Annotated in this window: 20 protein-coding genes and 2 pseudogenes; 16 read left to right on the top strand and 6 right to left on the bottom strand. The window is 66.4% G+C overall.

The window, feature by feature from the left end:
* Nucleotides 1–473 (top strand): annotated as a pseudogene (locus tag NRB20_RS27675) (HAD family hydrolase); the annotation flags it as partial.
* A gap of 337 nt (nucleotides 474–810) precedes the next feature.
* Nucleotides 811–1158 (top strand): hypothetical protein, encoded by a 348-nt coding sequence (locus tag NRB20_RS27680; protein ID WP_153414180.1) that lies wholly within the window; start codon nucleotides 811–813, stop codon nucleotides 1156–1158.
* A gap of 2 nt (nucleotides 1159–1160) precedes the next feature.
* On the opposite strand, the gene NRB20_RS27685 is transcribed toward NRB20_RS27680, so the two are convergent.
* The gene (locus NRB20_RS27685) at nucleotides 1161–3398 is read right to left on the bottom strand and encodes a sensor histidine kinase (RefSeq protein WP_153414182.1); all 2238 of its coding nucleotides are present in this window, start codon (nucleotides 3396–3398) and stop codon (nucleotides 1161–1163) included.
* Between the two features lie 467 nt (nucleotides 3399–3865).
* Here NRB20_RS27685 and NRB20_RS27690 point away from each other — a divergent pair, with 467 nt between their 5' ends.
* Nucleotides 3866–5086 (top strand): cytochrome P450, encoded by a 1221-nt coding sequence (locus NRB20_RS27690; RefSeq protein ID WP_227833946.1) that lies wholly within the window; start codon nucleotides 3866–3868, stop codon nucleotides 5084–5086.
* 80 nt (nucleotides 5087–5166) lie between these two features.
* On the opposite strand, the gene NRB20_RS27695 is transcribed toward NRB20_RS27690, so the two are convergent.
* Nucleotides 5167–5799, bottom strand: a complete 633-nt coding sequence (locus NRB20_RS27695; RefSeq protein ID WP_153414184.1) for a helix-turn-helix domain-containing protein — start codon at nucleotides 5797–5799, stop codon at nucleotides 5167–5169.
* Between the two features lie 118 nt (nucleotides 5800–5917).
* Between NRB20_RS27695 and NRB20_RS27700 the strand changes: the two genes are divergently transcribed.
* The 3 genes from NRB20_RS27700 (at nucleotide 5918) to NRB20_RS27710 (ending at nucleotide 8283) form a co-directional block, all read left to right on the top strand.
* On the top strand, nucleotides 5918–6769 hold the full coding sequence (locus NRB20_RS27700; protein WP_153414186.1) for an oxidoreductase: 852 nt from the start codon (nucleotides 5918–5920) through the stop codon (nucleotides 6767–6769).
* Between the two features lie 103 nt (nucleotides 6770–6872).
* On the top strand, nucleotides 6873–7730 hold the full coding sequence (locus NRB20_RS27705; protein WP_153414188.1) for a crotonase/enoyl-CoA hydratase family protein: 858 nt from the start codon (nucleotides 6873–6875) through the stop codon (nucleotides 7728–7730).
* A gap of 217 nt (nucleotides 7731–7947) precedes the next feature.
* A complete protein-coding gene (locus NRB20_RS27710) occupies nucleotides 7948–8283 on the top strand; it encodes a histone-like nucleoid-structuring protein Lsr2 (protein WP_153414190.1) in 336 nt (111 codons plus the stop codon).
* A gap of 64 nt (nucleotides 8284–8347) precedes the next feature.
* Here NRB20_RS27710 and NRB20_RS27715 read toward each other — a convergent pair whose 3' ends face one another.
* On the bottom strand, nucleotides 8348–9550 hold the full coding sequence (locus NRB20_RS27715; protein ID WP_153414509.1) for a COG4705 family protein: 1203 nt from the start codon (nucleotides 9548–9550) through the stop codon (nucleotides 8348–8350).
* 242 nt (nucleotides 9551–9792) lie between these two features.
* On the opposite strand from NRB20_RS27715, the gene NRB20_RS27720 reads away from it, so the two are divergent.
* Both NRB20_RS27720 and NRB20_RS27725 read left to right on the top strand, forming a co-directional pair.
* Nucleotides 9793–10401 carry a DedA family protein gene (locus tag NRB20_RS27720; protein ID WP_319945480.1) on the top strand — a complete coding sequence of 203 codons (609 nt, stop codon included), beginning with the start codon at nucleotides 9793–9795 and terminating at the stop codon, nucleotides 10399–10401.
* A 194-nt stretch (nucleotides 10402–10595) separates the two neighbouring features.
* Nucleotides 10596–11819 carry an oxygenase MpaB family protein gene (locus tag NRB20_RS27725; RefSeq protein ID WP_153414192.1) on the top strand — a complete coding sequence of 408 codons (1224 nt, stop codon included), beginning with the start codon at nucleotides 10596–10598 and terminating at the stop codon, nucleotides 11817–11819.
* A gap of 13 nt (nucleotides 11820–11832) precedes the next feature.
* On the opposite strand, the gene NRB20_RS27730 is transcribed toward NRB20_RS27725, so the two are convergent.
* Nucleotides 11833–12456 (bottom strand): GyrI-like domain-containing protein, encoded by a 624-nt coding sequence (locus NRB20_RS27730; protein ID WP_153414194.1) that lies wholly within the window; start codon nucleotides 12454–12456, stop codon nucleotides 11833–11835.
* A 232-nt stretch (nucleotides 12457–12688) separates the two neighbouring features.
* On the opposite strand from NRB20_RS27730, the pseudogene NRB20_RS39670 reads away from it, so the two are divergent.
* Nucleotides 12689–12892, top strand: a pseudogene (locus tag NRB20_RS39670) (aromatic ring-hydroxylating dioxygenase subunit alpha); the annotation flags it as partial.
* The gene (locus NRB20_RS38510) at nucleotides 12850–13230 is read left to right on the top strand and encodes a hypothetical protein (protein ID WP_406603886.1); all 381 of its coding nucleotides are present in this window, start codon (nucleotides 12850–12852) and stop codon (nucleotides 13228–13230) included. The pseudogene NRB20_RS39670 and the gene NRB20_RS38510, both read left to right, overlap by 43 nt.
* Here NRB20_RS38510 and NRB20_RS27745 read toward each other — a convergent pair.
* Nucleotides 13197–13841 carry a TetR/AcrR family transcriptional regulator gene (locus tag NRB20_RS27745; RefSeq protein WP_319945481.1) on the bottom strand — a complete coding sequence of 215 codons (645 nt, stop codon included), beginning with the start codon at nucleotides 13839–13841 and terminating at the stop codon, nucleotides 13197–13199. The genes NRB20_RS38510 and NRB20_RS27745 overlap by 34 nt on opposite strands.
* 67 nt (nucleotides 13842–13908) lie before the next feature.
* Here NRB20_RS27745 and NRB20_RS39055 point away from each other — a divergent pair, with 67 nt between their 5' ends.
* Both NRB20_RS39055 and NRB20_RS27750 read left to right on the top strand, forming a co-directional pair.
* Nucleotides 13909–14037 (top strand): hypothetical protein, encoded by a 129-nt coding sequence (locus NRB20_RS39055; protein ID WP_264766389.1) that lies wholly within the window; start codon nucleotides 13909–13911, stop codon nucleotides 14035–14037.
* Between the two features lie 28 nt (nucleotides 14038–14065).
* A complete protein-coding gene (locus NRB20_RS27750) occupies nucleotides 14066–15268 on the top strand; it encodes a cytochrome P450 (RefSeq protein ID WP_153414200.1) in 1203 nt (400 codons plus the stop codon).
* 191 nt (nucleotides 15269–15459) lie between these two features.
* Here the strand turns inward: NRB20_RS27750 and NRB20_RS27755 are convergent, their stop codons facing one another.
* On the bottom strand, nucleotides 15460–16101 hold the full coding sequence (locus tag NRB20_RS27755) for a TetR/AcrR family transcriptional regulator (RefSeq protein WP_153414202.1): 642 nt from the start codon (nucleotides 16099–16101) through the stop codon (nucleotides 15460–15462).
* A gap of 124 nt (nucleotides 16102–16225) precedes the next feature.
* Here NRB20_RS27755 and NRB20_RS27760 point away from each other — a divergent pair, with 124 nt between their 5' ends.
* From NRB20_RS27760 to NRB20_RS27775, 4 genes are read left to right on the top strand one after another with little or no spacing between them, the layout of a single operon-like run.
* Nucleotides 16226–16960 (top strand): hypothetical protein, encoded by a 735-nt coding sequence (locus NRB20_RS27760; RefSeq protein WP_153414204.1) that lies wholly within the window; start codon nucleotides 16226–16228, stop codon nucleotides 16958–16960.
* On the top strand, nucleotides 16957–17721 hold the full coding sequence (locus NRB20_RS27765; RefSeq protein WP_319945482.1) for a hypothetical protein: 765 nt from the start codon (nucleotides 16957–16959) through the stop codon (nucleotides 17719–17721). Before NRB20_RS27760 ends, NRB20_RS27765 begins: the two co-directional genes overlap by 4 nt.
* Entirely contained in the window at nucleotides 17718–18314 is a 597-nt protein-coding gene (locus NRB20_RS27770) for a cytochrome c oxidase subunit 3 (RefSeq protein ID WP_153414206.1), read from the top strand. Before NRB20_RS27765 ends, NRB20_RS27770 begins: the two co-directional genes overlap by 4 nt.
* A gap of 3 nt (nucleotides 18315–18317) precedes the next feature.
* Entirely contained in the window at nucleotides 18318–18626 is a 309-nt protein-coding gene (locus NRB20_RS27775) for a cytochrome C oxidase subunit IV family protein (protein ID WP_319945483.1), read from the top strand.
* Nucleotides 18627–18644: the final 18 nt, after the last annotated feature.

Genomic DNA, 18644 nt, shown 5'->3' on the forward strand with positions numbered 1-18644 from the left:
GGGTGCAGACGCCCGAGACGATCGAGAAGATGCGTCTCGCCAGCAAGATCGCCGCGCAGGCGTTGCAGGAGGCGGGCAAGGCCGTCGCCCCCGGCGTGCTCACCGACGATCTGGACCGCATCGCGCAGAGTGCTGAGCGGCATCGGGAGACTTATTATTCGGTGTTTGCGGATGCTGGGTTGGATATCGGGGTTGCGGATGCTTTGTTTGCGGTGGATTCCGATCCGGGGTACAACGTTTTTGCGGATGATGCTGTTGAGACTATTCATGGGTTGCGGGAGTTCGGTTGTAAAATTGGGGTTTTGAGTAATATTCATTTCGATATTCGGCCTGTGTTCGCGGAGGTGGGGTTGCTCGGGGCGATCGATGCGGTCGTGTTGTCGGGGGAGTTGGGGGTGCAGAAGCCGGATCCGGCTATTTTTCGGGTGGCGTTGGAGATGTTGGGTACGCGGGCCGGGGAGACGTTGATGGTTGGTGATCGGGCGGGGCGGGATGGGGTTGCGGTCGAGGTGGGGATGCCTACGTTGCTGGTTCCGCCGTTGACCGATCCGCGGCAGCGGCGGTTGCATCTCGTTACGAATGCCGTTGGGGTGCCGCGTGGTTCGGGGGCCGTTGGTACGTGAGGGGTCCTACGCACGATGGCTCGTGAACATCAGCGCCGACGACCGGAGCCGTTCTGCACGCATACCGTGCAGAAGCGCATCGCGGTCCGCGAATCGGCGGCGGGTTCCTTGTCCGAATATCCGGCGCGGCCGATTCTTGCGGTGACCACCGGGAGATACCGGGCGGACGCGAGGAATCGAGTCGGATATGACCGTCAACGAAAGCGAATGGCTGATCACCAGTGACCGGATTCTGGAGGTGGCCTTTCGGGTCGACCTGCCCGAATCGCATCGCGGCATGTGGCTGCTGTCGTACCTGCCGACGCGGTTGCGGCTGACCCGCGAACAGGCCGTCGTCGGGATGACGCTGGCCGAGATCGTGCTCACCGGCCAACTCGACGAGACCGACGAGCTGCTGCCCGAGATCGCGCATCTCTACGCCGACCGGCTCGGATTCACCCTCGCCGACATCGCCTGCATGCTCGCGCTGCGATCCTCGTCGGATCTCGGGTGCGAGGTCGGATGCACGAGCGTCCAGGGCGAACGGGTCGGGTGAACTCAGGCACCGACCGCCCGCACCGACGGATGCGCATCCCGATCGAGCTCGGTGCGCCGCGTCCCGTCCGAACCGTTGGCGACGATGGTGACCAGCGGCCGCCGGTCGGGACGTTGGATCCGCACCACGACCGAGCCGTCCCGGGCACGGTCGAGTTCGCCGACCGCCACCGTGCGCATCCGATGCCGGACCTGCTCGGTGACGTCGTCGAGTCCGTGCTCGTCGTACAGCAGCACCTCGACGCCGCGACTGCGGGCCGCGCGGGCGGCCGCGACGACGGGTGACTGCGCGAGTTGCGGAGCCCGCAGCGCATCGCGCAGTTCGGCTTCCTGCAGGGCGCACTCGTCCCGGACGTCGTCGATGGGCGCGGCGCCGGCCAATTGTTCCAGCAGGGGACGGGTGAGCCGCCCGAGTCGCCGCAGCTGCCGGTCGCGTTCGGCGATCGCGGCCGCCTCGGCTGCTTCGGCGGAGACCCGGTGCAGGGTGTCGGCGCGCAGATCCAGCACCGTGCTGGCGACCGGGCGGATGATGCGGGCGAAGAACGTCGCGGCGACCAGCGGCGCGAGATACAGGAACGGCACGGTGAATCCGCGCGCCCCGTCCGCGGGCAGCCCGGCCCGGATCGCGAATTCGACGAACACCAGCAGCAGCGCGACCCAGCCCAGCGCGACGCGGCCCCGCAGGCACAGGAACGTGCACACCGCCCCGGCCGTGCCCAGCGACCATTCCTGCGCCGTGGTGTCCTGCCACATCGAACTCACCGCGGACGCGATCGCGAACTGACCCGGCCCGCCCACCGCGAGGATGGCCAGCGAGACGCCGAGCGCGGGCGGATCACCCGGCACCGCCAGCACCGCGGCCGTGGCCACCACGGTCAGGACCAGACACGCCAGCGTCGGCCACGGATCGGACGACAACGCCGGAGTGGTCGCGATCGACGCCGCGTAGGCGATCAGATATCCGCCGACGAGTAGCCGGGCCGCCGGGGTGCGCATCCCGAGCAGAGTCCGCATGCCCAGTGGCGCAGGGGATTTCGCGACCGAACGGCCGTATTCGCCGAACACGGTGCGCTGATCGATCAGCGGGCCCGACCAGCTCAGCCGAACCGTGGTACCCACCCCGAGACCGGACGTGATCACCGCGCTGCCACCACCCAGCTGCCGCATTCTGGCGCGGATGCTCAGGGTGATGCCGAGCCGGTCCGGCCGTTCGACGGAGGTGTCGAAACCGACGCCGTCATCGGATACCGTCACCTCGAATCCGGTGCCGTCGAGCCGGACGCCGACATGCCGGTACGCGCCGGATCCCGCGTGCCGCAGGCTGTTTCGCACCGCCTCACCAGCCGCCGCGGCCGTCACGCTCACCGCCGCGGCGGGATACGCCCACCGGTCGATACCGGGTGCGATCTCGACGGTGATCGGCAGATTCGGATCGATGTGCGTGATCGCGGCGCGCAACCGGACCGCGGTATTCGGCGCGTCGACCACCCGCCCGAACGGATGCTCGAGATCGTCGAGATAGTTCAGCGTGCGCAGGGCCTGGCGGCGCACGGTGTCGCGGTCGCCGCCGCGCGCCGCGGTGAGCAGGGTGGACATCACCCAGTCGTGGGTCAGGGCGGCGAAGCGCGCGCGTTCGTCGGCGCGGCCGCGCAGGGCCGCCGCCGAGGCCGCACCCCGGAACGCGTCGAGCTGGATCGTCTGCAACAACCGCCCGGTGCGCACGAACATCAGCAGACCGGCCACGAACAGGGCGCTGTAACCGGTGGCGTAGAGCAGATCCGGCACGAACGGCACGTTGACCTCCGGCGCCCGTCCGGTGTGGTTCACCACCGTGGCGACGCAGGTGGCGACGACGAGCGTGAGCAGACCGACCCACGCGGGCCACGCGACCGCCGCCGCGAGTCCGGCCAGTGCCGGAACATCCGCGAGCCATTGATCGGCGTGCAGCGGAACGTGATGCCAGGCGATCAGCCAGGCCCCGGTCGCCACCGGATAACCGATCGCGGCGAGTGTCGCGGCCCGGCGCATCCACCCCGAGTCGGGGTGAAAGCTCAACGCGCCCATGGCAAGTCCGGGACCGAACACCACGACGATCGTGCACGGCGTCCACCACGCGGCGACCGCCCCGGCCTGATCCGCCAGATCGGGTATCACCAGCAGCAATGCGATCAGATAGCCCACCGCGACGAGGCGACCGGCGAGCCGCACGAAGCGGTCGGCGATGGCAACGCGCGCGTCCACCATCGCAATCACACGCCCTCACTCATCCCGACCGCTGACCTGCCCTCGTACTTTACCTGCTGGTAGAGCAGGAATCCGTGCGACGATATCGGCCCCGGCCGCCGACCGCGCGGTGCGGTACGGACGGATCGGCCGGAGAGTGCACACATCATGGTGACGCAGTCGCCGAATTCGCCCGTCCGACCAGGGAATCGGCCGATGTGACACTCGTCGCACACCGAATCCGGTTCAGCGGGAAGCACAATCGCCGGACACGTGCGCATCGATGCGGCGTTGATCATCACTGCTATGCTGCGGGCTCGGGAAATTGGGGTGAGGAGCACGGGTATTGGAGTTCACGGTAGGCGTTGCTGCTCCGTATTTCCTTCGTGCTCAACCAATTTCGACGACATCCCAGTTCCGGCGGCGGGCTCCACAGGTCGCGCCGTCGATCCGCACGACCACACCGAGGTCGAGGTGAAACCTGAATGATCAATCCGTCGATGTACACCGAGAGCGATCGGATCGCCCTGTACAGCCCGGAATTCGCCGCCATGCCGCACCACTGTTATCGGGACATGCGCAAGCGGTACGGGTCGCTGGTGCCGGCCGAGTTGTCGCCGGGAGTCCCGGCGACCCTGGTGATCGGTTATCGGACCGCGGTGCAGATTCTGCACGATCCCGCGCACTTTCCGGTCGATCCGCGGACGTGGGAGAAGGACGTCCCGGACGAATGCCCGGTGAAGCCGATGCTGGCCTACCGGCCCAACGCGATACACAGTTCGGGCGAGGAACATCGGCGCTATCGCGACGCGAATGTCGCGGCCCTCGGCGGGGTCGATCTGCACGGTCTGCATGCGGTCGTGGAGCGCGTCGCGGTTCCGCTGATCTCGCGGTTCTGCGAGATCGGCAGCGCGGACCTGGTCGCGGACTACGCCCGGCCGCTGGCCTTCCAGGTGGTCAACGAGATGCTCGGTTGCTCGCCCGATATCGGGCACCGGGTCAGCACGGGTGTGCTCACGATCTTCAACGGTGAGGACGCCGCGGCCGGGAACACGATGCTGATCGGGGCGCTGAGCGAACTCGTCGCGGGCAAACGCGCCGACCCCGGCAACGATGTGACCACCCGATTGGTCCAGCATCCGGCCGGATTCGACGATCAGGAGGTCATCGAACAGCTGGTGCCGCTGTACGGCGCGGGTGTGGAACCGGTGCTCAACCTCATCGCCAACACGCTGCTGCTGATCCTGACCAACGAGCGTTTCGCGGGCAGCCTGCTGGGTGGCAGTCTGTCTACTCGCGACGCCCTGGACGAGGTGCTGTTCCTGGACCCGCCGATCGCGAATTTCTGCATGACCTACCCGCGTCAGCCGGTCCTGCTGGACGACGTGTGGTTGCCCGCGCATCAGCCCGTCATCATCAGCATCGCGGCTTGCAACAACGACCCGGCGATCAGCGGCGGCGACTACACCGGCAACCGTTCGCACCTGGCGTGGGGTGCGGGTCCGCACGCCTGCCCGGCGCGTCAGTCGGCCTACCTGATCGCCCAGGACGGCGTGGATCAGCTCTTGGACGCCCTGCCCGAGATCGAGCTGGCGGGTGATCCCAACGATCTGATCTGGCGTCCGGGGCCCTTCCACCGGGCGTTGTCCAATCTGCCGGTTACTTTCGAACCCTCCCAGCCGTTCCTCGGCTGGCATCCGAACTGACCCCGTCGGAGTACGAGGCCCGGGCAATGGAGTCCGGCCTCTGCGGGCGGCTCCGCATGTGATCCGACGCTGCCTGAGACTCAGATGAGCCCGAGTTCCTGGGCGCGCGCACCCGCCTGGAAACGTGAACTCGCACCGAGCGCGGTCATGAGTTCGGCCACGCGACGACGGTAGGTGCGCACCGACAGCCCCAGCACACGCGCGGCGGATTCGTCGGTCGCGCCGGTGTTGAGCTGATCCAGGATGCGTGGCGCGAGCCGCCGCAGCTCGTCCAGATCACGGTCGTAGACGGCGAATTCCGTTGCCGCACGCCAGATCGCGTCGAACAGCGACACCACGCCGTGCACCACCTCCGGCACCGTGACGATGCTGTAGCTGCGCAGTCCGTGCGAGGTATCGCCCGCGAGGATGGCCACCCGCCGGTCCAGGATGATGGTTTCGGTGATCTCCTCGTCGCTGATCCGCACCCCCGCGCCGCGCTCGACCATGGTGTGCAGATGCTGGGACAGCGACGGGTCCAGCAGCGCCGAGGGCCGGTAGAGCTTGCGCAGGGCGACGGTCGGCGCGAGTCGGCTGTGGCGGCCGTTGTGCCAGGTCACGTGGTCCTTGGCGGCGCAGTCGAAACTGGTCGTGGCGGCGGCGTACAGGTGCGCGGTGCGCTCGGTGAGTTCCTGGTGACCGCGCACGACGGTGACCGATTGGGTCTGGGCCATCCTTCGAGTGTTGTGGTGTTCGCCCCGGTCGTCAACGAATGGCAGCTTGTTGCCGAACCGCTGGCAGCTTGTTGCCGAACCCGCGAACCGGACGTGTCGATCGGCCAGATTGGTGAATATGACAGAGGCACAGACGATATCGGCCCACACGGCAGGCGAGGGACGTTTGGGATCGTTCCGGGTGAACCGGATGGGCTACGGCACCATGAAACTGACGGGCTGGCCGCAGGGTAAGCAGCCGTCCCGCGAGACCGCGATCGCGCTGCTGCGACGCGCGGTGGAGCTGGGCGTGAATCACTTCGACACCTCGCAGTTCTACGACCGCGACGGGATGAACGCCAACGACCTGCTGCGCGAGGCGCTGCACCCGTATCCGGAGGATCTGGTGCTGGTCACCAAGTTCTCCGGGCTGTTCCCGCCGGGTCTGAGCCTCGCGGGTCTGCGGGAGAACATCGAGGCGAACCTGCGGACCCTGGGCGTGGACCGGTTGGACGTGGTGAACCTGCGCCTGGGTGAGGGGCACGGACCGGCGGAGGGTTCGCTCGAACAGCCGCTGACCGATCTGGCGAAACTCCAGGACGAGGGCCTGCTCACGCATATCGGTCTGTCGAATATCACACAGGCGCAATTCGATCAGGCCCGCGGCATCGCGCCGTTCGTGTGCGTGCAGAACGCCTACAACGTCGCGATGCGGGACGCGGATCCGCTGCTCGACGCCTGCGAGGAGGCCGGGATCGCCTTCGTGCCGTTCTTCCCGGTGGGCGGGTTCCAGCCGCTGCTGGCCGAACATCTGGACACCGTCGCCGCCCGGCACGGCGCATCGGTTCAGCAGATCGCCCTGGCCTGGCTGCTGGCCCGTTCCCCGTCGATCCTGCTCATCCCCGGCACCACGGACCCGGCGCACCTCGAGCAGAACATCGCCGCGGGCCGGATCGAACTCACCGAGGAGGATCTCGCGCTGATCGGTTGATGCAATTGGCGTAGTGCCAATACTTCTCGATCCGGCGTACGCTGACCGGAAATTCGCGTCGCGGCGGGGCCGTGGTGCGGCGGACGAGATGCGAGAGGGTGCGATGAGCTCGGACACCGAGGCGAATGCCGACGATCAGGTGCTGTTGGAACGGGACGGGGCGGTCGCGATCGTGCGGCTGCATCGCCCGGATCGACTCAACGCCTTCACCACCGCGATGTGTGAACGTCTCATCGCGGTGTTCGACGAGACCGATGCGGACGATTCGGTGCGCGCGGTGGTGCTCACCGGAACCGGTCGCGCGTTCTGCGCCGGAGCCGATCTCGGCGGTGGCGGCGAGACGTTCGTCCTCGACGACGATCCCGACACCGGCGGCGCGCCTGCGGACACCGGCGGCCGGGTCGCGTTGCGGATCTACCGGTCGCACAAGCCGGTGATCGTCGCGATCAACGGCCCCGCGGCCGGTGTCGGCGTGACGATGACGCTGCCCGCGGATATCAGAATCGCTTCGGACACAGCGAAATTCGGCTTCGTCTTCACCCGCCGCGGCATCGTGCCCGAGGCATGCTCGACCTGGTTCCTGCCGCGCGTCGTCGGCGTCTCCACCGCCCTGGAGTGGACGTTGAGCGGTCGCATGGTCCCCGCCTCCGAGGCGCTCGAGCGCGGCCTGGTCCGCGAACTCGTGCCCGCCGATCGGGTGCTGGACCGTGCCCTGGAACTGGCCCGGGAGATGACCACCGGCACCGCCCCGGTCTCGGTGGCGCTGACCCGCCAACTGATCTGGCGCATGCTCGGCGCGGACGACCCGCGGATCGCCCACCGCGCCGAATCCCTCGCCATCTACCTGCGCGGCGCGTCCGGTGACGCCCGCGAAGGCGTGGAATCCTTTCTGGCCAAACGTGTTCCGGAATTCCCGGACCGGGTCTCGGACGGTCTGCCGGACCTGTTCGGCACCCGCTGAACCGATCCATTCCGTCTGTACCGACCATCGCCGCGCGTCGATCCACCAGGTTCGACGCGCGGCGATCGCGTCCGGTCCGAGGCTCCGTCCCGGGCGGTGATCGGCGGGCGTGCTCGGTCGTTGCCCGTTCGGGCCGTATGCCGTTGTCCGGCGTCATCGGCGCTGGGATAAGGTTGCCGCTCTGGTTGATTCACCACGACGGAAGGGAATTTTTTCGATGGCCCGCAAGGTCATAGTCGAGCTCGTGGACGACTACGACGGAAAGTCACCCGCAGAAGAATCCGTACTGTTCTCGCTGGACGGTGTGGAGTACGAGATCGATCTGTCGGTGCTCAACGCTGCTGCACTGCGCGGCATCTTCGACCAGTGGACGCCGCATGCGCGCAAGGCGGGCAGAGCCTCGAAGAGCAAGACACACAAGGTGTCCCGCTCCTCGGCGGACCGCGAGCAGACCGCCGCGATCCGCGACTGGGCCCGCAAGAACGGGTACACGGTCTCCAGTCGCGGCCGCATTCAGGCCGAGGTCGTCGAGGCGTACAAGAACGCCGGATGAGGTTCTGCCGGTAGCTGGATCGGTGACGGTGCGCTCGATATGGGCGCGCTGGATCCGCCGGAGATCAGCCGAGCGTGGTGAGCAGATCGGTGAGCGTGCGGGTTTCGGTCGGTTGATCGGGTTTGTCGGCGCGGACCGCGTGCAGTGCGTCATCGATCCGGTCGTCGATGATCGTCCACGCCGAATCGTCCATGGGCTGCAAGGTGTTCTGGTCGCGGTCCCAGGCGGTTTCGAGGTCTTTGATGCGTGCCTTCGCCGCATCGTGATTGCCGCTCCGGATCAGCGTGAGGGTGTCGTTGGTGATGGTCCGGTACGTGGTGATCTCGGCGGACGGGAAGTGCGGATGGGCCGGCGCGGGGGCCGCCGGGAGCGTGGCGGGGGAGCCTTCCTCGTTACTGCCCGCGGTGCTGTGCGGTTGGGCGGAGGCCCAGATCAGTAGTGCGCCCGCGAGTACCGCGACCACCGCGTAGTAGCCGAACAGCAGTCGTTCGCGCGGCTTGTTGGTGGAAGAGGTTGTGGGCGTGGGGTTTTCGTCGCCGATGACGTCACTTCGGGTGCGGGTCAGGTAGAGCACCGTGGCGAGGATGGCGGCGAGGAACAGCACGCTGGTGCCTGCGGTGCCCAGGCCGAGGCCGTGGTCGGCGGTGGGGGTGGCCAGCCAGTCGCCGAGGTTCGCGCCGAGGGGGCGGGTCAGGATGTAGGCGAGCCAGAAGGACAGCACGGCGTTCGCGCCGAGCCGCCATCCCAGTACGATCGCGGCGATCAGCCCGGCGGGCAGCAGGACCGAGACGCCGGGGCTCCAGCCGGTGAGTTCCAGGGTCCAGTCGCCCGCGGCGGTGCCGAGCGCGAAGGTGACCAGGACGGCCAGCCAGTAGAACAGTTCGCGCGGCGTGGTGCGGATGGAGTGGATCGACAACGTACGTTCGCGCACGAACCAGATGCCGAACACCACGGCCAGGATCGCGGCGAAGACACTGGTGCTCAACGCGAGTGGCACCGAGAGGCTGTCGGTGAGGATGTCGGTGTAGAGCGTGCCGGTCACGCTGACCACGACCACCGTGAGCCAGTACACGAACGGGACGTATCTGGTCAGCCGCAGCTGCCAGATCAGCACCGCCGCCAGGATGACGGTGAACAGCAGTGCGGTGAGGTCCAATCCGACGCCGAGCGTCATGTTGATCCAGTCCGCGAAACTCTCGCCGACGGTGGTGCACAGGATCTTGATGATCCAGAACCACACCGTGACCTCGGGTACCTTGCTCAGCATCCGGCGGGCCGTGCCGACGCCAGGATTCTTGGTTTCCGTCACGGTGCGCGACGGTAGCGATCCGCTCCTGTGGCTCCGCTGAGAAAGCCGGTGAGATCTCCGATCGGCGGCCAGCGCGGTCTCAGCGTGTTCTCAGCGGGGTTCGGCCACTGTGGCATCGTGCTTCCGACCAGACCTGTACCCAGTTGCCGTGCGCCGCTGCCCACCCCGGCCCCCGCCGCCACCGATGGACGGGAGATGTTGTGCAGCAACTGATTCTGTCCTACGGGCTGATCGCGATCTTCGTGCTGATGGCCGCGGAGTCGGCGTGTATTCCGATCCCGTCCGAGGTGACCATGATGCTCGGCGGGGCGCTGGCGGCCGGTGCGGTCGCCGGTCCGCATCCGAATCTGGTCGCGGTCGTCGTCGCGGGCACCCTCGGTAACGTCGCGGGCAGCTATGTGGCCTGGCTGGTCGGGCGGTACGGTGGGCGGCCCGCGCTGCATCGCTGGGGTCGGTACATCCTGCTGCGTCCCGAGGAGATCGATCGCGCGCAGGACTGGTTCGTCCGCCGGGGTGCGATGTCGGTGTTCTGGGCCCGGCTGCTGCCCGGTATCCGCACCTTCATCTCGCTGCCCGCCGGGATCGCCGCCATGCCGCCGCTGCGTTTCGGCCTCTACACCGTCGCCGGGTGCCTGCCGTGGACCGCGGCCCTGGCCGTCGCGGGGTACGCCGTGGGCGCGAACTGGCACAGCCTCGAACAATCCCTGCGCGGGCCCACGTATGTGGTGGCGGGAGTGGCCGTACTGGCGATCGCGATCGCCGGATTCATCGTGTTGCGTCGGCGGCGGGCCGCGGCTCCGGCGGAGTGAACGTCGAGATTCATGGTCTGATCGGCTCGTTTGTGGTGTCTGTCACCGCGCTCGCGTGATCCGTGCTGTTGCGGCGCACGTTATCTGGAAAGCGTCATTGCCAAATTCGGTATTCTGGTAGAGGATCTTGCCAGAAATGCGACGGGTGAGCGCGCAGCCCCGTTCGAGCTGGCAGCCGCTGTGAAGGAGAGACCATGGATTCGACCATTCCGACTCGGCATCCCGCCGCGCCGCGCTCGGTTCCCGGGGCCGGGCTCGGCCCGTTCGCGCGAGTGCTCGGGCTGCGCGAGCCGACCGCCGCCGAATTCCGGGAGCTGGGGGAGGCGCTGACCATCGGGGACGAGCCGATGGACGAGCTGGTCGAGTGGATGTATCGCGAGGGGATGGCGACCGCGCGGCCGCTGTTCGAGCGGGTGCTGGCCGAGGGGATCGCGGCCGTGCCGGACGCGCCTGATCCGGTGCGGGAGTTCTTCGACCACGTCGAGGCCGTGCCGGACTGGGTGGACTGGGACAAGATCCGGCTCGCGGAGCGGGTGATGAGTCTCAGCGGGCGTGACGCGCTGTACGTCGCGCGGGACATGTCGTTCCTGGGTGGCTACCTGGCCTCGGGATTCAACAAAACCCTCTTGCGCACAGGCGCTTTGGAGAAGGGCCCGGCCAAACGTTTCGCCGAGACGACGCAGTGGGCGCTGGACGTCTCTTCCGCGGGTGGCATGTTGCCGCTGGGGCTGGGGTATCGCTCCACGGTCCGGGTGCGGATGATCCACTCGATGGTTCGCCGGCATGTCGCGGCCATGCCGGACTGGCGCGGCGACGAGTGGGGCCTGCCGATCAATCAGACCGATATGGCCGCCACCATGGTCGGCGCGCTGATCGCCCCGACGGTGGGTGCGATCGGTTTGGGCATGCTGGTGACGCCGCGCGAGGCCGACGCCATGGCGCACTTCACCCGATACGTCGGCTGGGTGATGGGTGTGCAGGAACGCTTCCTGCCCAAGGATTTCCGGGACAGCGTGCGCGTCCTGTTCCACACCATGACCGCGATCACCAACCCGGACGAGACCTCGTCGCAGCTGGCGAAGCCGATGCTCGACGATCCACTGGGCTGGAACTACCGCTTCCTGGCCGGACCGCGCCGCCGCATCGCGCGCTCGCAGCATCTGTCGATCGCCACCATGTTCCTGGGTTCGGGTGCGATGCGGAAGTTGGGCCTGCCGCCGGTCACCGTGCCGTGGTATCCGTTGCTGCGCATACCGTTCAACCTTGTCCGGACCGTGTGGACGCGGGCGGTGCCGGGGCAGTACGAACGCGCCGCGGTGCGGGGCCGGGCGGCGCAGTTGCAGTTCATTCGTACGCTGACCGGTGTGGAGTCGGCGGTCATCGGTGAATCGGCGCAGCACATCGCCGAGGCGGCCTGAGGGCTTCGAACGATCATGTGGGGGCGCGTGATGTGACCGGCTGACGCAGGATGGTGCGCAGTTCGGCGGGCGCGGTTCTGCGGAAGTCGCTCAGGTAGATCTCGTGATGTCGACCGGTCATGGTGAGGCCCGACGCCGGGATGAAGTCGTGATGCATCCTGGCCAGGGTTTCGCCCTCGTCGTCGAACGAACCGATGTGCAGGGTCTGGACGCATCGGCCTTCGGTGAGGGTTTCGAGTCGTACGCGGTCCGGTACGGACGGATTCTTCGCGGCGGCCTTGATGACGGCCGCCTCGAACATCTCACGGGTGATCCACTCGGGAATCATGGACATGATCGTCCAGTTCCATCGTGATTTGTCCCTGGCGGAGGTGAACGTCTCCATCCGCTCGGACCACCACAATCCCTCCAGCGGCGGCACCACGTAGTCGCGGCCGAGGTCCTGTTTACTGGCGAACTTCAGTTTGTAGGCCACCGGGTACAGGGCCTCGAGCGCCGCGGTGAACTCCGGCGCGGTGTTCGGATCGCCCCGGCCGTCGACCATGACGTACCGCATCGGCGGGACATCGAGCACCCGGAACTCTCCGGATCCTGCTCGATAGGAGTCCAGGGTCCTGCGGAAATCGATCTTGGTCATACCGCCCCTCCTCGTCGGCCACCGATGCTGCGACCACTCTAGCTGCCCTCACCGACAACATTTTTCGTCTCATATACAGACTTGTATCTCAGATACATCTCTGTACAGTTGTGGTGGCGATCGCGATCGCGTGCCGCAACCGCAGAGGAGGACGGAGATGCAGTCGACGAAGCCGGGGGAGTGGGTCGATGTCGGAGCGGGGCTGGCCGATATCGATTTCGGGCGTTTCCGGATGAGCATCCCCACCGATCGCTACACCTCCGCGGAGTTCGCGGAGCGGGAGCGCGAAGGGATCTGGCAGCGGGTGCTCGAATACCTCGGCCAGGAGGTCGCCGAACTGCTCGCGCCCTACCATCTGGACAAGATGGTCACCGTTCTGGATGTGCGAGAAGCATTGGACTGCAACTGGAAAGTCGTGATGGACGCCTTCGAGGAGGGGTATCACATCTCGGGTATCCATCCGCAGTTGCTACGCGTCATCATGATCTGGTGGACGTGCCGAATTTCGTGCGCGTCGGCACCTTCAAGGAGGTGCAGAACTGGTCGGAGTACACCGAATTCCTGACCGGATGGGCATCCTCCGCGGAGTGGGACTGCTCGTTCAAACGCATCACCGAGGCCGCGGGGATCGTCTTCCTGGAGCTGGAGGAACGCAGCCGGATCGGCGAGTTCCGCAGTGTGGTGAACTCCGTGAGCATCTACGAGTTCACCGCCGACGCCCGGATCCGGCGCGTCGAGGTCTACTTGCAGATGGAGCTGCCGTCCTCGGGCTGATCCGGATCGGCCTGTCCGGGAACGATATTGGCCATCACCATCTGCAGGAAGGGTTCGAACAGGTCGGCGCCGTCGATATGTCCGTTGATGGTGATGCCGTTGTTGATCGCGATCAGCAGATGCGCGAGCGTGTCGGCGGGCATCCGCAACGTGCCGCCCAGACGCTGCACGTGATCGGTGATGTACCCGGCGAGTGAGCGCGCGGTCTCCTCGCGCTGGGCCGCCAGCCGGTGCCGGGCGTCGGGATTGCGCAGCAGGAACAGCGAGAATTCCAGGCCCAGGGCGGCGGCGTCCGGTGCGGCGATGGTCAGATCTCGCCAGCGCTGGGCGATCTTGCCCACGTCCAGATCGTGCAGATTGTCGAAGGAGGTGATCACATCCGCGAAGCCGTCCAGAAAGTTCTGCAGGTGCCGCTCGATGACGACCAGGAAGAGCTCCTCCTTGGTGCCGAAATGCGAGTAGATGGCGCCGCGGGTGTAGCCCGCGACCTCGGCGATGTCGTCCAGGGCCGTACCGCCGAACCCCTGTTTGGCGAAGACCTCCTCGGCGGCGTCCAGCAGCACCGTCCGGGTGTGCTCGACGCGTCGTTGTCGTGTCCATCGTTCTGCCACGAACCCATCCTCCCAGGTCGCCGATCAGAAACATCCACCACCACAAGAAGATCGAGAGGAGTCCGCGATGAAACCCGAGGACCGTATCGCCAAACCGTTCCTGGAGGCGGCCATCGGCGCGCGCGGCCCGTTTCACGGCGAGGAGTACATGCAGGCGCTGAGCCGCCATTTCGACAAGCACGGCCTGACGATCTGATCGCGGGTCCCGCACGCAAGGACGTCCGATGACCACGAGCACCGCCGACGAGCTGTACTACGACCCCTGGAACGTGGCACTCAACGCCGATCCGTACCCGATGTTCAAGCGGATCCGTGACGAATCGCCCCTGTACTACAACGAGATTCACGACTTCTACGCGCTGAGCCGGTTCGAGGACGTGAACCGCACCCTGATCGACCACGCCGGGTTCAGCTCGGCGCGGGGCGTCGTGTTGGAGATCCTCAAATCCGATATCGAGATTCCGCCGGGCGTGCTGATCTTCGAGGATCCGCCGATCCACGACATCCACCGCAAACTGCTGTCGCGGGCGTTCACGCCGCGCAAGATCCGCGCGCTCGAATTGCAGATCCGCGAGTTCACCGTGCGCTGTCTGGATCCGCTGGCGGGGGGCGATGCCTTCGATTTCGTCAAGGATCTGGGGGCGGTGATGCCGCTGCGGGTGGTCGGCATGCTGTTCGGGATTCCCGAGGATTATCAGCGTCGGGTGCAGCAGGACGGTGAGCGTTTCGTGCGCACCGAACGCGGCGGCCGGATGACCGACAATCCGGATGGCCCGATCACCGACGGTCAGGTGTTCGCCGATTTCCTGGACTGGCGGATCACCCATCCGGCCGATGATCTCACCACCGAACTGCTCACCGTCGAGTTCGAGGACGAGACCGGGATCGAGCGCAGACTGCGGCGCGATGAGCTGCTGATGTTCATGAACGTCGTCGCGGTGGCCGGTGCGGAGACCACGACCAGGTTGATCGGCTGGTCGGGCAAACTACTGTCCGAGCATCCCGACCAGCGTCGTCGGCTGGTCGCCGATCGCGCGCTGCTGCCCGGGGCGATCGAGGAGGTCCTGCGATTCGAACCGCCGGCCCTGCAAGCCGGGCGCTACGTCACCCGGGACGTGGAATTCCACGGCCGGACCGTGCCCGCGGGCAGCGCGCTGCTGACCCTGATCGGCGCCGCCAACCGCGACGAACGCCAATTCGGCCCCGACGCGGATACTTTCGATATCACCCGCGAACCACGCCAGCACCTGTCCTTCGGTGTCGGCGCGCACTTCTGCCTCGGCAACGCACTCGCTCGGCTCGAGGCGCGAATCGCGTTGGAGGAGATCATGAATCGGTTCCCGGATTGGGAGGTCGACCTGGATCGGGCGGTGTTCTCGTCGTCGTCGGCGGTGCGGGGGTGGGACAGTATGCCGGCTCGGGTGTGAGGGGTCGGGCGGTCTCGCCCGCGTGCGTATGCAATCTTACTGTGCGGCACAGTAATTCGCCGAGTCTCGGCGCTGCTCATGGCGGGGTCCGGGGGTCGGCGTCGCCTGAGGAGTGTGTCACCGAGTGCGGGTTCGGTACGCTCGGCCGGACGTTCGCTGCTGGTCGCATGGTGGGAGTTCGGTGCGCGGTGTCAACGTGCTGTGTCGAGTAGGTCGGTGATCTCTTCGGCGAGGGCGCGGGCGAGTGGTCCGTTGCGGAATTCGCTTGCGGCCCAACGTCTCACGCTGTCGGTCAGTAGTGTCTGGGCGATGCGCGCGGCTCGGGTGACATCCGTTCCGGCCGGTAGTTTCCCATCGCGTTCCGCCTGTCGGAACGGGTCGAGGAACAGGACGGTGAGCTGATCCTCCGTGGGATCTTCGTTCAGGATGCGGCGTTCGAGGCGGTAGGTCTCCAGAATGGTCTCGAAGACCAATTCCGGTGGGTAGTCGCGCATTTGGGCTTCCAACGTGCCGATGATGGCGGCGATCAGGTCGACCAGTTCGTAGGGGCGGGTGAGAACTGCGTCGGCCGCGGACTGGGCGTCGTGGACGGTGAACACCTCGATGGCGAGCAGGACGTCTTCGCGGCGCGAGAAGTACACGTAGAAAAGGGCTTTCGAGACTCCGGCGGCCTTGCAGATGTCGGTGACGGTGGTGTCGGCGAAACCTTTCGTGCGCCACAGCGCCAGCGCCGCCTGCATGATCGCGTTCCGGCTGGCCTGGGAGCGGGCCTGGGTCGGAACGGCTCGCTGCTGACCATGGTCAGGCTTCGGATCGCGCGAAACTGTGGGCATAGCAGCAGCATACTGCCGAGGCAAATATTGACTACAGTCAGGAATGGTGGGAGGCTTCCGGCACGGACGCGCGTAGCAGCCACATGTGGACCCGGTGGCGTGCGCGGCGGAAAGGAATGCGGGTATGCAAGTCCTCCTCGAAGACGAGAACCGTTCGGCGGCAACGAATCTGCGAGCCCAGCAGGTGATCCTGTGGTCCACGCCGGTCGTCGCGGCCGTGCTACTGGTGCTGTTGGCCGCGTTCCCGGGCTTCTTCCCGCCGATGTCGCCGAATCTGACCGCGACGCAGGTGGCCGAGTTCTATCGCGACCACACCGCGATGATCCGGTTCAGCATGGTCGGGTTCAACCTGTGCGGGATTCTGATCGTCCCGTTCTTCGTACTGATCCTGGCGCGGATGCAGCGGATGCGGGGGCAGAGCCACATCTTCGCGTTCTCCTATCTGGCCGCGGTGGTGGCCGGGGCGACGCTGTTCGCGCTGTCGGACATCTTCTTCGGCGTGGCGGCGTTCCGCCCGGACCGGTCCGCCGATCTGATCCAGCTGCTCAACGATCTGGCCTGGATCTTCTTCATCGCGCCGATCGGCATGCTGGTCGCGCAGTTCGTGCTGCTGGCGTTGGCGATCTACTTCGACGACGTGCGCGATCCGGTGTTTCCCCGGTGGGTGGCGCACTATTCGCTGGTGACGGCGGTGCTGATGGCACCCTCGGCCGGGGCTGCGGTGTTCCGGAACGGGCCGCTGGCGTGGAACGGCGTGGTGTCGTTCTGGTTGCGCAATATCGCGTTCGCGGTGTTCGTCGTGGTGATGTTCTTCGTGCTGCGCGCGTCCTATCGTCGCGAGGCCCGGGAGTCGGCGTGAGTACCGTGACCTCGGCCGCCCCGGCAGACGCGACGCCCGCGCGGCGGATGCGCCCGGACGTCTACATCAGCTACTGGATCTTCGCCGTCTTCTACGGGGCGCTCTCGGCCGGGGTGATCTTCCTGGGTCGCGCCACCCCGCCGCCGCGGCCGGATGTGACCGATCTGCAAGTGGCGCACTGGTTTTCGCAGCATCACGCGACCATTCGGATCGGTTTCGCGATCCTGCTGGTGATCGCGGGCGGGGCGGCGATCTCCAACGGCATCATCGGTTATTTCATGAAGCGGATGTCATCCGGGTCGGTGCTGTCCTACGCGTATATCGCCAGTATGGGCGTGGGCGCGATTCCGGGATTCCATGTGCTGCTGGTGTGTTGGCTCACCGCGACGTTCCGGCCCGATCGTGAGCCGCGGATCCTGCATCTGCTCTACGACCTGGGCATGCTGTCCTACAACGGTTCGCTGGGATGTTTCACCGCCGCCTACGTGATGATCGCCATCGCCATTCTGTACGACCGGAATCGCATATTTCCCAAATGGTTCGCGTACATCTCGATCTGGCAGGTGGTCACCGAGGTGCTGGCCACGCAGATGTGGGTGTTCCATGCCGGGGCGTTCGCCTGGAACGGGATGATCACGTTCTACATCGCGGTGGTGATCTTCGGGATCTGGATCGGTGCGCTGCTGCCGCTCATGTGGAATGCCGGGCGGGCCGAAACCGACAGCGCCCCTGCGCTTTACGCTCGTGAGGAGGCGCGATGACGGTATCCGATCGCGATACGTCCGAGGCGCTCGAGGAGACCGGGACCACCGGCAGGCTGCCCGGCGACCTGGACATGTGGGTGCTGGTGCTGGGGGATCTGTTCTTCTTCGGGTGCTACTTCACCGTCTACATGGTGTTCCGGGATCGCGCGCCGGGGGCGTTCGCCGATGCGCAGCGGCATTTGAATCTTGCTGTGGGCGTTGCCAATACGGTGGTGTTGCTGACGAGTTCGATGTTCGTCGCGATGGCGGTGCAGGAGATCCGGCGCGGTGTTGCCCGGACCGCGGAACGGCTGATCTGGGCCGCCGGTGCGTGCGGCATGCTGTTCGTGGCGCTCAAGGTGTTCGAATGGCAGCAGGAGATCGCGCACGGCTACACCGTCTCGGACGAGTTCTTCAGCTTCTATTTCGTCCTGACCGGAATCCACCTCGCCCATCTCGTCCTGGGGCTGCTGATCCTCGGAATCGTGGTGCGCGAGTTGCGGAATCCGGCGTTGCGGCGCCCCGGCATGGTCGAGCAGGGCGCGACCTACTGGCACATGGTGGATCTGCTGTGGGTCGTCATCTTCGCCATTCTCTATCTCATGAGGTGAGACGTGTATTCCCAGAGCATTCCGCTGGTCCGCCGATTGCGGCCGGAACTGCGCACCATCCTGCTGGTCTGGATCGCGCTGGTGGCGATCACCGTACTCGCGTGGGGCCTGACTCCGGAGAACCCGGGAGACGGATCGGCACTGGACGGCATTCTCGTCAGCGTCATCGTCGTACTGGGAATGATCAAGTCCCGCTTGATCATCCGGCATTTCATGGAGGTACGTTCCGCCCCGCGCTGGCTGCGAATCGGCACCGACGCGTGGGCGATCATCCTGTGGCTCGCCCTGCTCGGAATCAACCTGCACCGATAGCCCGCACCGACCTCCAGG

It is taken from the genome of Nocardia macrotermitis (genome assembly GCF_009604405.1).
In the GTDB taxonomy this organism is placed as follows: Bacteria; Actinomycetota; Actinomycetes; order Mycobacteriales; family Mycobacteriaceae; genus Nocardia; species Nocardia macrotermitis.

Coding starts and splice junctions, on each gene's coding strand:
- NRB20_RS27680 (WP_153414180.1), top strand. CDS start 811: ATGACCGTCAACGAAAGCGAATGGCTGATCACCAGTGACCGGATTCTG.
- NRB20_RS27690 (WP_227833946.1), top strand. CDS start 3,866: ATGATCAATCCGTCGATGTACACCGAGAGCGATCGGATCGCCCTGTAC.
- NRB20_RS27695 (WP_153414184.1), bottom strand. CDS start 5,799: ATGGCCCAGACCCAATCGGTCACCGTCGTGCGCGGTCACCAGGAACTC.
- NRB20_RS27700 (WP_153414186.1), top strand. CDS start 5,918: ATGACAGAGGCACAGACGATATCGGCCCACACGGCAGGCGAGGGACGT.
- NRB20_RS27705 (WP_153414188.1), top strand. CDS start 6,873: ATGAGCTCGGACACCGAGGCGAATGCCGACGATCAGGTGCTGTTGGAA.
- NRB20_RS27710 (WP_153414190.1), top strand. CDS start 7,948: ATGGCCCGCAAGGTCATAGTCGAGCTCGTGGACGACTACGACGGAAAG.
- NRB20_RS27715 (WP_153414509.1), bottom strand. CDS start 9,550: ATGCTGAGCAAGGTACCCGAGGTCACGGTGTGGTTCTGGATCATCAAG.
- NRB20_RS27725 (WP_153414192.1), top strand. CDS start 10,596: ATGGATTCGACCATTCCGACTCGGCATCCCGCCGCGCCGCGCTCGGTT.
- NRB20_RS27730 (WP_153414194.1), bottom strand. CDS start 12,456: ATGACCAAGATCGATTTCCGCAGGACCCTGGACTCCTATCGAGCAGGA.
- NRB20_RS39055 (WP_264766389.1), top strand. CDS start 13,909: ATGAAACCCGAGGACCGTATCGCCAAACCGTTCCTGGAGGCGGCCATC.
- NRB20_RS27750 (WP_153414200.1), top strand. CDS start 14,066: ATGACCACGAGCACCGCCGACGAGCTGTACTACGACCCCTGGAACGTG.
- NRB20_RS27755 (WP_153414202.1), bottom strand. CDS start 16,101: ATGCCCACAGTTTCGCGCGATCCGAAGCCTGACCATGGTCAGCAGCGA.
- NRB20_RS27760 (WP_153414204.1), top strand. CDS start 16,226: ATGCAAGTCCTCCTCGAAGACGAGAACCGTTCGGCGGCAACGAATCTG.
- NRB20_RS27770 (WP_153414206.1), top strand. CDS start 17,718: ATGACGGTATCCGATCGCGATACGTCCGAGGCGCTCGAGGAGACCGGG.